We start from the raw sequence: 14,833 nt of genomic DNA, 5'->3' as shown, positions 1-14,833 counted from the left end.
TGATGCACTCAGAGCAGCGTGGCGGCGGGTGAATCCAGGGGCGACACCCAGCCCTGGCTGTCGAAGCCTGCCGCGGCGAAGGCCGCTTGCACCGGCGCCATTGCCGCCTGCGCCGCTTCGCGGGTCTCAAACCAGGCAAAGATGCTGGGGCCGGCGCCGGAGATGCTGGCGCCCATCGCGCCGGCGGCCAATACCGCCTGCTTGGCCGCCTCGAAGCCGACGATCAGCGGCGCCCGGCGCGGCTCGACCAGTACATCGGCCAACCCCGCCCGCACCAGCGCGGCATCACCGGCATGGCAGCCGGCCAGCACCAGTGCCAGATTGGCGCTCTGTGTGACGAACTCCTTCAATTCATAAGCGCCCTGCAAGGCCGCGCGCGCACGGCGGGTTTCCAGCACCGCATCCGGATGCACCAGCAGGCTGTGCCACTGCGCCGGCACCGGGATGCGTACCAGCCGGTCGGCCGTGGCCAGCACCAGCCCGCCCAGCAGCATCGGGCCCAGGTTGTCGCCATGACGGCCGCCGCTGGCCACCGCCTCGCCGCTCAGCGCGAACGGATACAGCGCCTCGCGCGACAGCGACTGGTCGAGCAGCGCATTGGCGGCCACCAGCGCGGCCACGCAGGACGCGGCCGAACCGCCCATGCCTGAGCCCAGCGGGATGCCCTTTTCGATTTCCACCTCGAAACCAAACGGCAGCTGCAAGGCCTCACGCAAGGCGATCAGCGCCGCGCCGGCGGTATTGCTTGGTGCATCCAGCGGCAGATCCAGCGTGGTGCCGCGGATTGCGCTGATCCGCACTTCCGGCGCAGCGATCCGCCGCACCGCGACCGTGTCCCCGACCCCGGCGATCGCATGCCCGAGGATGTCGAAGCCCACCGCGGCATTGCCGACCGACGCCGGCGAAAACGCGCGTACCCAGTCACTCACAGCCGTGCCCCCTCGCCCGCCGCCACCCGCAGCACATCGGCAAACACTCCGGCCGCGGTGACCTCTGGACCGGCCCCCGGGCCCTGCACCACCAGCGGGTTGTCACAGTAACGACGGGTGGTGAACTGCACCACGTTGTCGGTCAGGCGCAGGTTGGCGAAGGCGTGATCGGTGGCCAGTTCCACCAGCCCCACGCTGGGCGGCTGCCCGGGTTTGAACGTGGCGACATAGCGCAGCACATTGCCACGGCCACGCGCCTGGGCCAGACGCTGCCCGAAGGCGGCATCCACCTCGTGCAGACGCGCCATGAATTCCTCCACGCTGGCCTGGCGCAGCGCTTCCGGCACCAGACTCTCCACCGTCACCTGTTCCAGACTGAGTGGATAGCCGGCCTCGCGGGCGAGAATCACCAGCTTGCGCGCCACGTCCACGCCGGACAGGTCATCGCGCGGATCCGGCTCGGTGTAGCCCATCGCGCGGGCCTGGGTGACCAGTCCGGAGAACGGCACACTGCCGTCGTACTTGTTGAACAGCCAGGCCAGCGTGCCGGAGAAGATGCCGGAGATCGCCGTCACCTCGTCACCGGTATCGACCAGATCGCGCAGCGTGGTGATCACCGGCAGGCCCGCGCCCACCGTGGCTTCATAGCGGAAGCGCGCGCCACTGGCCTCGGCCGCATGACGGATCGCCTGGTAGCGCGGCAGCGGGCCGGCGCCGGCCTGCTTGTTCGGAGTGACCACATGGATGCCGGCCTGCAGCCAGCCGGCGTAGCGGTCGGCCACTTCCGGGGCGCCGCTGCAATCGATGATCAGGGTATGCGGCAGACGCGCGGACAGCAGGTGTTCGGTGAACCGGTCCAGATCCGCCGGCTCGGCCTCCGCCTCGAACGCCGCTTTCCAGTTGCCCCGCAGACCGCGCTGGTCCAGCAGCATGCGGCTGCGCGAGGTGACCGCACGCAGCCGCAGATCCAGCCTGGCCTTGGCCAGCAGCTGCGCCTGCGAATTGTGCAGCTGTTCCAGCAGCGCGGCGCCGACGTTGCCAGGGCCGATCACACCGACCGAGAAGGTCTGCGGCGACAGCCAGAAACCGGCGTGCGCCGCGCGCAGCGCCTTGGTCGCATCGGCGCTGTCGATGGCCACGGAGATGTTGCGCTCGGACGAGCCCTGCGCGATGGCCAGGATATTGACCTGCGCCCGGCCCAGCGCTTCGAACAGCCGCGCGGCCACGCCCGGCTGGCCGGCCATGCCGTCCCCCACCGCCGCCAGCACGCTGACCCCGCCGGTCAACTGCACCCGCTGCACCTGGCCGGCCGCCAGCTCATGCGAAAAGCCTTGCAGCAAGGCATTGCGCGCGCGCTCGGACTCGGCCTGCTTGACCACGCAGCAGATCGAATGCTCCGACGAGCCCTGCGAGATCATCACCACCGACACATGCGCATTGCGCAGCGCAGCGAACACCCGCTCGGCCGTGCCCGGCACGCCGATCAGGCCGGTGCCTTCCAGGTTCAGCACCGCCAGATCCGCACTCAGGGTCAGGCCCTTGATCGGCCCGCAGCTGACGCTTTCGGCACTGATCCGGGTACCGGGATGATCCGGCGCGAAGGTATTGCGGATGATGATCGGCAGACCGCGCTTGATCGCCGGGGACATGGTCTGCGGATGCACCACCTTGGCGCCGAAATAGGCCAGCTCGCAGGCCTCGTCGTAGCTGAGCGACTCCAGCTGCACCGCTTCGGGCACCACCCGTGGATCGGCTGACAGCACGCCATCGACATCGGTCCAGATATGCAGTTCATCGGCGGCGAACAGCGCGGCAAAGATCGCACCGGAGAAATCGCTGCCGTTTCGCCCCAGCGTGGTGATGTGGCCGCTGCGGTCGCGGGCGACGAAGCCGGTGACCACCAGCCGCCGCGCCGGATGCTGCTGCCGCCAGTGGGCCAGTTTGGCGGCACTGGTCTTCCAGTCCACATCCACGCCCAGCTCGCTGTGATCGACCACCAGCACGTCACGGGCGTCGAGCACCTCGCACTCCTCGCCCAGCGCCTGCAAGTGGTGACCGAGCAGATGCGCGGAGAACACCTCGCCCATCCCCTGCACGCGCTCCAGCACCTCGCGCGGCAATTCGCCGATCACCGCCAGCGCCGAGAGCACGTCGGCCAGCCGCTCGAAACGGCCATCGAGCCATTCGATGGTCGGGCCGGCGTGCTCATCCAGCAGTGCCACCGCCGCGGCGCGATGGCGCGCGCGCAGCTCCTCCCAGCGCTGCCGCCACAACGGATCGGCCGCACCGGCCAGCGTCGCCAGCTCGATCAGCGCATCGGTCACCCCCTTCATCGCCGAGACCACAGTGATCTGCTCCTCCTCCCCGCGCGCCAGCAGCAACTGGCCGACGTGGCGGTAGCGGTCGGCATTGGCCACCGAGGTGCCGCCAAATTTGTGCACGACGGTGCGCACGGCGGCGTCCGAGACGGGTTCGGCGGGAAAAACGGCAACTGACGACATCGGATCAACCTCGGCTGGAGGCCCCGACACGCATCTGGATGGAGTTTCCCCGCATCCTGATCCGGGTGCGGGGCCGTGGTTTTCGGAAATTACGCGAAGACGACGGGCCGCACCGGGCAAGTGGTGACGGTAATAATGGTGGTGGTAATCGACAGCCACTGGCCGGATGCGCGGCACGCGCCACCAGAAGGCGGCGGCAGGACGCGGGCGAGGGGCTGCGGGGTGTTCATGCCTCCAAGAGACACCAGCGGCTGGAAGCCTGTCAAGTGCTGCGACGCAAAATAGCGTTTGTCGGCATCGTCGCCGAAGCTGCGGCTAAAAGTTGCAAATGTCATCAAGCGCGAACATCGCGCATCTATCCTGCAAGCGGCGGCAAACAGGTGCGATGAACGCCGGCGATCCGACCACGCGTGAAAACACGATCACTCTCGCTGGCAGCATCCTCCGCCGGCATTCCGGACGAGGGTCGGCAGATAAATGCGCAGAATGCTCAGGCTGACTGGGGGAGCGGGGTTGCCGGACGGTGCGCGGCCGCGCTCCAGATCACCCCGGCCACCAGGCAGAGCGCCGCGAGGATCTCCAGCGGCAGCGGCCAGCGCTGCTGCCACACAAAGCCGTAGACCAGCCCGAACAGGGTCTCGAACACGATCATCTGCCCGCCCAGGGTCAGCGGCAGCGCGCGGCTGGCCCGGTTCCAGCAGGCGTTGCCGAGGATCGAGGCGAAGACCGCCACGGCCGTGGCCATCGCCCAGAAGCCGAGCCATTGCCCGCCCGAATGCCCCTGCCCGCCACCGGCAAACGCCACCGGTGCCAGCAGCAGCGCCAATCCGCCGGTCGCCACCCCGGTCAGCAGCGACCAGTCATGCCCGGAGACCGCCGGCACTTTCGCCAACCAGCGGGTGTTGCCGATGGAGTACGCCGTCCACGACAGCAGCGCGCCGACGCCGCACAGCAGACCGGTCAGGCGCTGCGCCGACGACGTCTGCACATGCGAGGACGCCATCGCTTCCACCCCCATCAACACCACGCCGGCCACGCACAGCGCCAATGCCGGCGCCAGTCGTGACAGCGGCACCGCCCCCGGCTCGCGCGCCCCCACTACCGCCACCAGCACCGGCACCATGCCCACGATCAGCGCGGCCGACGCACCGCCACTCCACTGCACGCAGATGGACAGCAGCACGAAATAGACCAGGTTTCCCAGCAGGCTCAGCCAGGTCAGCGCCTTCCACTCGACCTTGCCGATATGGGCGCGTAGCGCCGGCCAACGCGGCAACAGCAGGATCGCGGCGATCAGCCCGTAAACCAGGTAGCGCGAGGCGGCCAGCTGCAACGGCGAGAAGTCCGTCAGCACCGCCGGTGCGAGAAATACCAGCCCCCACAACGCCCCCGACGCCACGCCATTGGCGATACCCCCCAGCATCCGCTGATTCATCGCCCCACCCGTTGCTCAATCACCCTCGGCGCCATCCCGCCGCATACGCGCCTCCATCGATCCAAGCGCACGCGCGCCAGCCGCATACCCCCACGCCCACGGCCGCCAGGACCATGGGCGATGAAGACGGAAGGGAAGCGAGACGACATCGGCAAGTACACCGGAGAAGACGCGACCTGCGCCCGGCAGGTGCGCCAGGCAACGCGAGAAGATGGTGGCCCCGACACGATTCGAACGTGCGACCTGTCCCTTAGGAGGGGACCGCTCTATCCAGCTGAGCTACGGAGCCTGAGCGCGGCATTGTCGCATGACCCTCGCCTGCCCGGCACCCCTTGGACGCGCCGGCAACAGATGCGCATATGCGCAAGCGCGCCATGGCACACGGGACGGACGACCACCACAGGGGCTGCCCTGCCCCGGCCGTTTGTCAGGCGATATCCAGCACCGGGAACGACTTGACCAGATCGTCCAGCGCCTTGATCTGCGTGAGGAACGGCTCCAGCGCGGCCAGCGGCAACGCGCTGGGACCGTCGCAACGGGCATTGTCCGGGTCCGGATGGGCTTCCAGGAACAGGCCGGCAATGCCGACCGCCATGCCGGCACGGGCCAGCTCCACCACCTGACGGCGACGGCCACCGGAGGCTTCGCTCCCCGCGTCGCGACGCTGCAGGCTGTGGGTGACGTCGAAGATCGCCGGCAGGCCGCCGGTGGCCTCGATCATCTCGCGGAAGCCGAGCATGTCCACCACCAGGTTGTCGTAACCGAACTGGGCGCCGCGCTCGCACAGGATGATCTGCTCATTGCCGGCCTCGCGGATCTTGCTGACGATGTGCTTGATCTGGGAAGGACTCAGGAACTGCGGCTTCTTGATGTTGACCGCACGGCCGGTGCGGGCGATGGCGGTAACCAGGTCGGTCTGCCGGGCCAGGAACGCGGGGATCTGCAGCACGTCCACCACTTCGGCCACCGGCGCGGCCTGGTGCACCTCGTGCACATCGGTGATCACCGGCACACCGAAACGCTGCTTGACCTGTTCGAAGATGCGCAGCCCTTCTTCCAGGCCGACGCCGCGGAAGGAGGTAATCGAGGAGCGGTTGGCCTTGTCGAACGACGCCTTGAACACATACGGAATCCCCAGGCGATGGGTGACCTCCACGTAGCGTTCGGCGGCATACAGGGTGGAGTCCAGATCCTCCAGCACATTGAGCCCGCCAAACAGCACAAAGGGCAGGCTGTTGCCGACCACCACTGCATCCGAAATCGTCACGTTCATCTGTCTTTCCTGTTCAACACCGGGGAAACCCCTGCCAAGGGTGGCGAATATGGCCGAAAACGGTCGCGAGCAACAGCATGGGGCGCGCCTGCGAACCGCAACCGCCGCGACCGGCACACCGCTCTGCCCGGCGGCACGCAACCGCCCCCGCACCGGATCCGGCCCACGCGGGGCCAGCGGTTCACTCTGATACTATGTGCCGCTCATCCCGTCGCCCCCGCAGCACCCTCCGACGGCACCAAAATCACGTTAAGAAACAGGAGTTTGAATGTCTTCCGAGCTTCTCAAGGCTTTGGGTCTGGGTGCTACCAATGCGGGCACCTACCTGGGCAACGGGGAATGGTCTGCCGCCACCGGCGCGGGCGTCCTCAAGCCGCAGAACCCGACCACCGGCGAGGTCATCGCCGAGGTACAGGCCACCACCGAGGCCGATTACGAAACCGTGATCGCCCGCGCCCAGGAAGCCTTCAAGGTCTGGCGCACCACCCCGGCCCCGCGCCGCGGCGAAGCCGTGCGCCTGTGCGGCGAGGCGCTGCGCAAGCACAAGGACGCACTGGGTTCACTGGTCGCGCTGGAAATGGGCAAGTCCAAGCCCGAGGGCGACGGCGAAGTGCAGGAGATGATCGACATCGCCGACTTCGCGCTGGGCCAGAGCCGCATGCTGTACGGCTACACCATGCACTCCGAGCGCCCGGGCCACCGCATGTACGAGCAGTACCAGCCGCTGGGCTTGGTCGGCATCATCTCGGCGTTCAACTTCCCGGTCGCGGTGTGGGCCTGGAATTCGTTCCTGGCGGCGATCTGCGGCGACATCTGCATCTGGAAGCCGTCCAACAAGACCCCGCTGACCGCCATCGCCTCGATGAAGATCTGCAACGAGGCCCTGAAGGACGCCGGCTTCCCGGACCTGTTCTTCCTGATCAACGACGCCGGCACCGCGCTGTCGGAAAAACTGGTCGATGACCGCCGCATTCCGCTGATCAGCTTCACCGGTTCGACCGCCATCGGCCGCATCGTCGGTGAGCGCGTCGCCCGTCGCCTGGGCCGCAGCCTGCTGGAACTGGGCGGCAACAACGCCATCATCCTGGACGAAACCGCCGACCTGAAACTGGCCGTGCCGGGCATCGTGTTCGGTGCGGTCGGCACCGCCGGCCAGCGCTGCACCACCACCCGCCGCCTGATCGTGCACGAATCGATCTACGACAACGTGCTGGCCACCCTGATCAAGGCCTACAAGCAGGTCGAGGGCAAGATCGGCGATCCGCTGGATGCGACCAACCTGATGGGCCCGCTCAACAGCCCCGAAGCGGTGCAGCAGTTCCTGGCCTCGATCGCCAAGGCCAAGGCCGCTGGCGGCACCGTGGAAACCGGTGGCACCGCGATCGACCGCCCGGGCAACTTCGTGCTGCCGGCCATCGTCACCGGCCTGAAGAACAGCGATGAGGTCGTCCAGCACGAAACCTTCGCGCCGATCCTGTACGTCATGAAGTACAGCACCCTGGACGAAGCCATCGACATGCAGAACGGCGTGCCGCAGGGCCTGTCTTCGTCGATCTTCACGACCAATCTGAAGGCGGCCGAGAAGTTCCTGTCCGCGGCCGGCAGCGACTGCGGCATCGCCAACGTCAACATCGGCACCTCCGGCGCCGAGATCGGCGGTGCGTTCGGCGGCGAGAAGGACACCGGCGGTGGTCGCGAGTCCGGCTCGGATGCGTGGAAGGTCTATATGCGTCGCCAGACCAACACCATCAACTACTCCGACTCGCTGCCGCTGGCCCAGGGCATCAAGTTCGACCTGTGATGCACATGGCTCCCGCCCTGGCGGGAGCCATGGTCCTGTCGCGGACGGCTCCACCGTCCGCTTCCCACATCTGAAATGGAGTTTCGCGATGAGCATCCCCGCCCCCCGCCAGACCAGCAGTTACGCGGTGATCAGCCTGGTGGCCGGCATCCTCGGCTGGACCCTGCTGCCCTTCCTGGGCAGCCTGGGCGCGATCATCTTCGGCCATATGGCGCGCGGTGAGATCCGCCGCAGCAACGGCCAGCTCGATGGCGACGGCCTGGCGGTCACCGGTCTGGTACTGGGCTGGCTGTCGGTGGCGCTGTGGGTGCTGGGCATCCTGGCCTTCATCGTGTTCTTCGGCGGGCTGGCGTGGATCGCCGCGCTGAATTCCTGAGACGGGCATGCGCCAGGCCGCTCCAACCGAACGCTTCAGCAACACGGCGGCGGACCCTCTCCGCTACCGGCCGGGATATCCGCCGACGCTGCTGGACGGGTTGTCTTGTGCGCCCGATCTTCCGAGGGAAGCGGCGGTGGTCGCTGCCAGAGCCGCTCCGGGCGCTGCGGCGCCGGCCCCCTTGGAAGCTGCAGGGCCAGCGGATGTCCTCGTGTTGCTCCTCCGTCACATGCCCATGCGGGATGCATCGCGGCAGCTGTGCGGCGATCCCGCCGTGGATGGCAAGGTCGCCATCGGATATCAAACCCGCGCCTTCATCGGCACGTTGAACTGAGCCTATGTATTCACTAGCCCGCCCGTTCCTGTTCTCCCTCGATGCCGAGCGCGCCCATGGCCTTGGCCTGTCCGCGCTGGACCTGGCCTGGCGCACCGGCACCACACCGCTGATCACCGGCCGCGTCAAGCCGCTGCCGACCAAGGTGTTCGGGCTGGAGTTTCCCAACCCGGTGGGGCTGGCCGCCGGCCTGGACAAGAACGGTGAACATATCGACGCGCTGTTCGGGCTGGGCTTCGGTTTTGTCGAGATCGGCACCATCACCCCACGTCCGCAGGCCGGCAACCCGAAGCCGCGCCTGTTCCGGCTGCCGCGTCATGGCGCCATCATCAACCGCATGGGCTTCAACAACCGCGGTGTGGATGCGCTGGTGCGGAATGTCGAGCAGACCCGGCACCGTCCCGGCCCGCTGGGCATCAACATCGGCAAGAACAAGGACACCCCCAACGAGGATGCGCTGTCGGACTACCTGATCTGCATGGAGAAGGTGTATCCGCTGGCCGACTACATCACCGTCAATATTTCCTCGCCCAATACCGCCGGACTGCGCGAGCTGCAGGAGGAGCAGGCGCTGCGGCGACTGGTCGGCGGTTTGCGCGAGGCGCAGGAACAGCTGGCGGGCAAACACGGCAAGCGCGTGCCGATGCTGGTCAAGATCGCCCCGGACCTGAGCGACCGCGACATCGATGGCGCGGCGCGGGTACTGGGCGAGCTGCAGGTCGATGGCGTGATCGCCACCAACACCACCATCGGCCGGGCAGGCGTGGAAGCCGATCCACTGGCAGCCGAGGCCGGCGGTCTGTCCGGTGCGCCGCTGCTGGGCCAGTCCACGCTGGTGCTGCGGCGGATGCGCGCGCGCCTGCCCGAATCGATACCGCTGATCGGCGTGGGCGGCATCCAGTCCGGCGCCGACGCGGTGGCCAAGATGGCCGCCGGCGCATCACTGGTGCAGTGCTACAGCGGACTGATCTTCCGTGGTCCGGCGCTGATCGGTGATTGCGTGGAAGCGATCCGCCGCCGCCGCGAAGCCCCCTCCCGAGGCGCGGTCGCTCCCCTATGACCAATGCTGTTCCCGCCTGGTCGTTGCACCAGAACGCTTCCCTGCGGCCCCTCAATACCTTCCACGTCGACGCCCGCGCGGCCCGCCTGTTGCGGGTGTCCGATCCGCAGGCGCTCCCGGAGGCCCTGGCCAGCGTCGCCGGCGCCCCGCTGCTGGTGCTGGGCAGTGGCAGCAATGTGCTGCTGGCCGCCGATCCGCAGGCCACGGTGCTGGTGTTCGACAACCGCGACCTGCGCATCCTCGAGCACCGCGCCGACCACGCCATCGTGCGCGCCGGTGCCGGCGTGATCTGGCATGAGCTGGTGCTGTGGTCGCTGGCCGAAGGCCTGTCCGGACTGGAGAATCTGGCGCTGATTCCCGGTACCGCCGGTGCGGCGCCGATCCAGAACATCGGCGCCTACGGCGTGCAGGTGGGCGAGTTCATCCAGACCGTCGAAGCCTGGGATACGCAGGAACAGGGGTGGGTACGGCTGGACCAGGACGCCTGCCGGTTCGCCTACCGCGACAGCGTGTTCAAGGCCGAGGCCGACCGCTACCTGATCACCGCCGTGGAGTTCCGCCTGCCCTTGCTGCATGAGCTGCGGCTGGACTATGCCGGCATCCGCGAAGAGCTGCAGGCGCAAGGTATCCAACAGCCGGTATCGGCCGATGTGGCCAATGCGGTGATCGCCATCCGCCGCCGCAAGCTGCCCGATCCGGAGGTGCTGGGCAACGCCGGCAGCTTTTTCAAGAATCCGATCCTGCCGCTGGAACAGGTGGAGGTGCTGCTGCAGCACTATCCCGCCCTGCCCGTGTTTCCGGGCAACGACGCGGCCAGCCGCAAGGTGTCGGCCGCCTGGATGATCGAGGCCAGCGGCTGGAAGGGCCGTCGCGAGGGCGATGCCGGCGTCTCGCCGGACCACGCGCTGGTACTGGTCAACCATGGCCACGCCACCGGTGCCGAACTGCTCGCGTTCGCGCGACGTGTTTCGGCGGCGGTGCTGGAGAAGTTCGGCGTCCCGATCGAACCGGAGCCACGGCTGATCGGCGCACAATGGTGAGCATCACCGCCGCGAACCGCGCGACTCCCGCACCGCTGCGCGCGGCGCTGCTGATGTTTGCCAGCGCGATGGCGTTCGGGCTGATGGCCATCGCCATCCGCTACGCCACCGGCCATGTGCCGACCCAGGAAGTGGCGTTCTTCCGCAACGGCTTCGGCCTGCTGGCGCTGCTGCCGGTCCTGCTGCGCCCAGGCCACGGCTCGCTGCGCACCCAGCAGCTGCCGCGCTACTTCCTGCGCAGCGCCATCGGCCTGGCGTCGATGCTGTGCGGCTTCTGGGCCATCGGTCACCTGCCGCTGTCGCAGGCCATCTCGCTGTCCTACTCCACGCCCTTGTTCGTCACCATCGCCGCGGTACTGTGGCTGGGCGAGAAGGTCCGGGTCCGGCGCTGGGCGGCGGTGATCGCCGGCTTCATCGGCGTGCTGGTGATCGTGCGCCCGGGAGTGTCAGGCTTCCAGGCCGGAAGCCTGATCGCCGTCGCCGCCGCCATGCTCAGCGCCCTGGTCGCGATCCAGATCAAGCAGCTCACCCGCGTCGACGGCCCCGACACGGTGGTGTTCTACACCTATGTATTCTGGGTGCCGCTGTCGTTGGTGCCGGCACTGTTCGTCTGGGTCTGGCCGTCGCTCACCGGCTGGCTGTGGCTCGTCGCCACCGGCGTGCTGGGCACGGTGGGACAGCTGTTCTGGACCCGCGCCCTGAAGCTGGGCGAAGTCTCCGCACTGACCCCGATCAGCTTCACCCAGCTGCCGCTGGTGGTGACGCTGGGCTGGCTGCTGTTTGGCGAAGTGCTGGATGGCTGGACGGTCGCAGGGGCACTGATCATCCTCGGCTCCAACGCCTATATCGCCCACCGCGAGGCGGTACTGGCCCGCAGGGCGGCCCCGCACGCCGCCTGCACCAGCGGCAAGCTCGACGGATAGACCCCTTCTTGGCTGGGCGCTGAAGGCCCTGCAACCACGCCGTATCCGCTGAGGCGGCATGCCCCCTCATGCCACCCGGCCGACGCCCGCGGCCGCAGCGTGCTCCAACACGGAGGCCGGACAGAGTTCAGCGCCTCTCCAACCGCATGCCGAAGGTGATCCATGCCGCCGCTTGGCGCCTGCCGCCTGGCGGGCCGGCGCGCTGCGGAAAACATCCCCAGCTCAACCACACACCCGGTTGCGCCCGCTGCGCTTGGCTTTGTAGAGCAGCAGATCGGCGCGGCTGATGAGTTTTTCGTGATGGGTCAGCCCGACACGGTCGGCGACGCCGATGCTCACCGTCATTGTGAATCCGGGGGCAAAAGCGGAGGTGTCGATGGCGGTCACCGCCTGGCGCAACGCTTCGCACCGTGCCAGCGCCTGCTCGCGCGCAAGACCGGGAAACAGCAGCGCGAACTCCTCGCCGCCCCAGCGCGCCACAAGCACCTCATCGCCGGCATGCGCGCGGATCGTGTCGGCAGCGGCGCGCAGCGCTGCATCGCCGGCGGTGTGCGAGTAGCCATCATTGATGCGTTTGAAGTAATCCAGGTCGGCCAGCGCCAGCGCCAGCGGCGTCCCTTCCGTTGCGGCCCTGTCAAAGTCACGCGCGAGCGCTTCGTCAAAGGCGCGACGGTTCATCAATCCCGTGAGTGCATCCTCGCGCGCCTGTCGTTCGAATGCCTCGGCCTGGACGCGCAGATCGCGGGTACGCTCCTCCACCTGCGTGCCGAGACGGCGCTTGGCCGCCTGCAGGGCGTGCACGCGCCAGCGATACCAACCGTACAGCGCAAGCAGGGCCACCCCCGCCAGGCCGAGCCGGAAATCGCGGCGCTGCAGCAGCCGGGGCTGGATATGCAATGCGATGCGCGCCTCCTCGCGGCTCCAGCCCCCATTGGGATGGGCGGCCGATACGCGGAATACGTAATGGCCGGGGTCGAGGTTGGTGTACTGCGCAAAACGCAATGCGCCGCGCTCGACCCACTCCGGATCGAAGCCGTCGAGCCGGTAGCGATAGCGGATTTTTTCTGGAATCAAATAGCTCAGGCCGGCGAAATGCAGCTCGAGCTTGCGCGTGCCCGGTGGCAGGCGAAGCTCGGCCTGCAGCGGCACGGGACGATCATCCACGCGCACTTCCTCAATGACCACTGGCGGCGGCATGCGGGTAAGTTCGTGGATGCGGCCCGGCCCGGTCATCGCCAGTCCCCCGGCGGTGGCGAACCAGAGCTTTCCATCCGCGGTGCGCCACGCAGCCGGCCCGGAATTGCCGTTGTTCTGGGCACTCACCAGACCATCGCTTTCGTCGAACCATTCCACCTCCAGGCCCGATTGCCGGCCATCGGCCACGGCGTCCAGAGCCTGTCGCGCCACGCGCAACATGCCGCGGTTGGAGGTTAGCCAGAAATGATCCTCGCCGTCGGCCAGTACCTGGAAGATCTTGGCCACCGGCAATCCCTGCCCGGTACCAATCAGGCGCATCTGTCCGTCGCGGAGGCGGATCAATCCCTGGTTGGTCGCCAGCCACAGCGTGCCGTCATCGGTTTCGTGCAGGCCGAACACGTTGCTGGCGCCGAAATCGCGCAGCGGGTAAGCGCGGACATGCTCGCCGTCGATCTGCGCCAACCCGTTGGAAGTGCCGACCCACAGCACGCCATGGCGATCCTGGTGCAAAGCGATGATGAAGTCACTGGGCATGCCCTGGGCCAGGGTGTAGTGCCGCACACCCCGCGCGTCGACCCGGTTCAAGCCGCGCGAGGTGCCCACCCAGAGGGTGCCGTCCGCGGTTTCCAGCAGGGCGCGCACCTGGTTGCCGGTCAACCCACTGCGGCTGTCGAGATGGCGGCGCACGCGACCATCCCACAGCACCGCGCCGTGACTGTAGCTCCCCACCCAGACACCGCCTGCGCGCGACCTGCCGAGACTGAGCAGGGAATCACCGGGCAGGCCGTTGCGGCTGCCGGCTGCACTGAAACGACCATCACGCAGCCAGCCCAGGCCATCACTGGTGGCAACCCACAAGGTGCCCTGCGCATCGGCCAGCACACTGCGCACATAGGCGTTGGGCAAGCCGTCCTGCAGGCCGAACGTGCTGAAAGGCGCGTTGCGAAGGCGCACAAGGCCGCCGTTCGTACCGACCCACAGACTGTGTTCGCGGTCCTCCCAGATTGCGGAAATCTGTTCATTGGGCAGGCCGTTGGCATTGCCGATGCGCTCCAGCCCATAGCTCCGGCTGTGGCGATACAGACCGGTGACGGTGCCCAGCCAGGCGGTTCCATCGGCCTCCACCATGATGCGGGTCACATTGGAGGGCGGCAGGTCCGGCGCCAGTGGTACAAACCGTTCGCCGTCCTGCCGCCACGCCCCCTGCTCCATGCCGACATGGATGCGGCCATCCGGCCCGCAGACCACGGTGAACGCCTGTCCGGGCGGCAGACCCTCCGCCGCACCCAGGGCCACAAAACGCTTGCCTGAAGAGCGCGCCACACCACCGGCAGTGGCGACCCAGATCGTACCGTCGTCCGCCTGCAGGAGCTTCAGCACGGAATTGCCTGGCAAGCCGGCATCGACATCGAAGCGCGTGATCGCACCATTGCTGCCGATATGCAACACGCCGCTGCCATGGGTTCCCACCCACAGCCCACCATCTCGGTCCTCCACCAGATCGATGACCTGGTCCTGCGGCAGGGCTTCGCTGCCCGGCCAGGCACTCCAGCGCCCGGCGTGATAACGCACCACGCTGCCGCCCGCTGTCCCCAGCAGCAAGCCACCATCGCGTGCAACCCGTACGACCAGCACACTGCTGTCGCGCAATTCCGGCACCGCCCGCTGGTCGAAGATGCGGAAGTCGATTCCGTTGTAGCGCACCACACCTTCCCAGGTGGCGAACCACAGGTAGCCGTCCGGTGTCTGCGCGATGCCGTGGATCAGGTTGTGCGGAAGCCCTTCGCGCGTGGTCCATACTTCCCTGAAGTAGCCGTCAAGCGGCCTGGGCGCCAGGCTCAGCGCCGGCCACGGAACCAGACAGAGCATGCACAGCAGGAGCACACCGCACAGCCGCTTCCAATGCGCGAATCGCCAGCTGTGCTCCCGAGCGTGCCCGGACGGGAAACGCACACAGGACTTGC

12 protein-coding genes and 1 tRNA gene are annotated in these 14,833 nt (G+C 67.8%); 6 read left to right on the top strand and 7 right to left on the bottom strand.

Features of this window, described 5'->3' with window-relative positions; genetic code table 11:
- Positions 1-8: 8 nt before the first annotated feature.
- From ACVOMH_RS07570 to kdsA, 6 genes are all read right to left on the bottom strand, one after another.
- Positions 9-929: a homoserine kinase gene (locus ACVOMH_RS07570; protein ID WP_481551526.1), complete on the bottom strand. Its 921-nt coding sequence runs from the start codon at positions 927-929 to the stop codon at positions 9-11.
- Complete coding sequence (gene thrA / locus ACVOMH_RS07565; protein WP_481551525.1) at positions 926-3,430, bottom strand: bifunctional aspartate kinase/homoserine dehydrogenase I; 2,505 nt, start codon at positions 3,428-3,430, stop codon at positions 926-928. Before thrA ends, ACVOMH_RS07570 begins: the two co-directional genes overlap by 4 nt.
- 89 nt (positions 3,431-3,519) lie before the next feature.
- Positions 3,520-3,765 (bottom strand): hypothetical protein, encoded by a 246-nt coding sequence (locus ACVOMH_RS07560; protein WP_481551524.1) that lies wholly within the window; start codon positions 3,763-3,765, stop codon positions 3,520-3,522.
- Between the two features lie 155 nt (positions 3,766-3,920).
- Positions 3,921-4,865, bottom strand: coding sequence for a DMT family transporter (locus tag ACVOMH_RS07555; protein WP_481551523.1), 945 nt, complete (start codon positions 4,863-4,865; stop codon positions 3,921-3,923).
- Between the two features lie 212 nt (positions 4,866-5,077).
- Positions 5,078-5,154 (bottom strand) — tRNA-Arg (locus ACVOMH_RS07550).
- A gap of 138 nt (positions 5,155-5,292) precedes the next feature.
- The gene (kdsA, locus tag ACVOMH_RS07545; protein ID WP_481551522.1) at positions 5,293-6,138 is read right to left on the bottom strand and encodes a 3-deoxy-8-phosphooctulonate synthase; all 846 of its coding nucleotides are present in this window, start codon (positions 6,136-6,138) and stop codon (positions 5,293-5,295) included.
- Positions 6,139-6,406: 268 nt separating this feature from the next.
- Here kdsA and amaB point away from each other — a divergent pair, with 268 nt between their 5' ends.
- The 6 genes from amaB (at position 6,407) to ACVOMH_RS07515 (ending at position 11,672) form a co-directional block, all read left to right on the top strand.
- Positions 6,407-7,939 (top strand): L-piperidine-6-carboxylate dehydrogenase, encoded by a 1,533-nt coding sequence (gene amaB, locus ACVOMH_RS07540; protein WP_481551521.1) that lies wholly within the window; start codon positions 6,407-6,409, stop codon positions 7,937-7,939.
- 88 nt (positions 7,940-8,027) lie between these two features.
- On the top strand, positions 8,028-8,315 hold the full coding sequence (locus tag ACVOMH_RS07535; RefSeq protein WP_057506342.1) for a DUF4190 domain-containing protein: 288 nt from the start codon (positions 8,028-8,030) through the stop codon (positions 8,313-8,315).
- 7 nt (positions 8,316-8,322) lie between these two features.
- Positions 8,323-8,649, top strand: a complete 327-nt coding sequence (locus ACVOMH_RS07530) for a hypothetical protein (RefSeq protein ID WP_481551520.1) — start codon at positions 8,323-8,325, stop codon at positions 8,647-8,649.
- Between the two features lie 4 nt (positions 8,650-8,653).
- Complete coding sequence (locus ACVOMH_RS07525) at positions 8,654-9,709, top strand: quinone-dependent dihydroorotate dehydrogenase (RefSeq protein ID WP_057506343.1); 1,056 nt, start codon at positions 8,654-8,656, stop codon at positions 9,707-9,709.
- A complete protein-coding gene (gene murB, locus ACVOMH_RS07520; protein ID WP_481551519.1) occupies positions 9,706-10,749 on the top strand; it encodes a UDP-N-acetylmuramate dehydrogenase in 1,044 nt (347 codons plus the stop codon). Before ACVOMH_RS07525 ends, murB begins: the two co-directional genes overlap by 4 nt.
- A gap of 35 nt (positions 10,750-10,784) precedes the next feature.
- Positions 10,785-11,672 carry a DMT family transporter gene (locus ACVOMH_RS07515; RefSeq protein WP_096144962.1) on the top strand — a complete coding sequence of 296 codons (888 nt, stop codon included), beginning with the start codon at positions 10,785-10,787 and terminating at the stop codon, positions 11,670-11,672.
- 222 nt (positions 11,673-11,894) lie between these two features.
- Here the strand turns inward: ACVOMH_RS07515 and ACVOMH_RS07510 are convergent, their stop codons facing one another.
- On the bottom strand, positions 11,895-14,738 hold the full coding sequence (locus ACVOMH_RS07510) for a ligand-binding sensor domain-containing diguanylate cyclase (RefSeq protein ID WP_481551518.1): 2,844 nt from the start codon (positions 14,736-14,738) through the stop codon (positions 11,895-11,897).
- Positions 14,739-14,833 lie beyond the last annotated feature (95 nt).

The organism is Stenotrophomonas sp. STEN013 (assembly GCF_056760355.1).
This window is presented reverse-complemented; position numbering and strand designations above follow the sequence as displayed.

Excerpts from the sequence above, each read along its gene's own strand:
- kdsA (WP_481551522.1), bottom strand. The coding sequence starts at position 6,138 with ATGAACGTGACGATTTCGGATGCAGTGGTGGTCGGCAACAGCCTGCCC.
- ACVOMH_RS07525 (WP_057506343.1), top strand. The coding sequence starts at position 8,654 with ATGTATTCACTAGCCCGCCCGTTCCTGTTCTCCCTCGATGCCGAGCGC.
- ACVOMH_RS07560 (WP_481551524.1), bottom strand. The coding sequence starts at position 3,765 with ATGACATTTGCAACTTTTAGCCGCAGCTTCGGCGACGATGCCGACAAA.
- ACVOMH_RS07510 (WP_481551518.1), bottom strand. The coding sequence starts at position 14,738 with ATGCTCTGTCTGGTTCCGTGGCCGGCGCTGAGCCTGGCGCCCAGGCCG.
- ACVOMH_RS07555 (WP_481551523.1), bottom strand. The coding sequence starts at position 4,865 with ATGAATCAGCGGATGCTGGGGGGTATCGCCAATGGCGTGGCGTCGGGG.
- ACVOMH_RS07535 (WP_057506342.1), top strand. The coding sequence starts at position 8,028 with ATGAGCATCCCCGCCCCCCGCCAGACCAGCAGTTACGCGGTGATCAGC.
- amaB (WP_481551521.1), top strand. The coding sequence starts at position 6,407 with ATGTCTTCCGAGCTTCTCAAGGCTTTGGGTCTGGGTGCTACCAATGCG.
- ACVOMH_RS07530 (WP_481551520.1), top strand. The coding sequence starts at position 8,323 with ATGCGCCAGGCCGCTCCAACCGAACGCTTCAGCAACACGGCGGCGGAC.
- thrA (WP_481551525.1), bottom strand. The coding sequence starts at position 3,430 with ATGTCGTCAGTTGCCGTTTTTCCCGCCGAACCCGTCTCGGACGCCGCC.
- murB (WP_481551519.1), top strand. The coding sequence starts at position 9,706 with ATGACCAATGCTGTTCCCGCCTGGTCGTTGCACCAGAACGCTTCCCTG.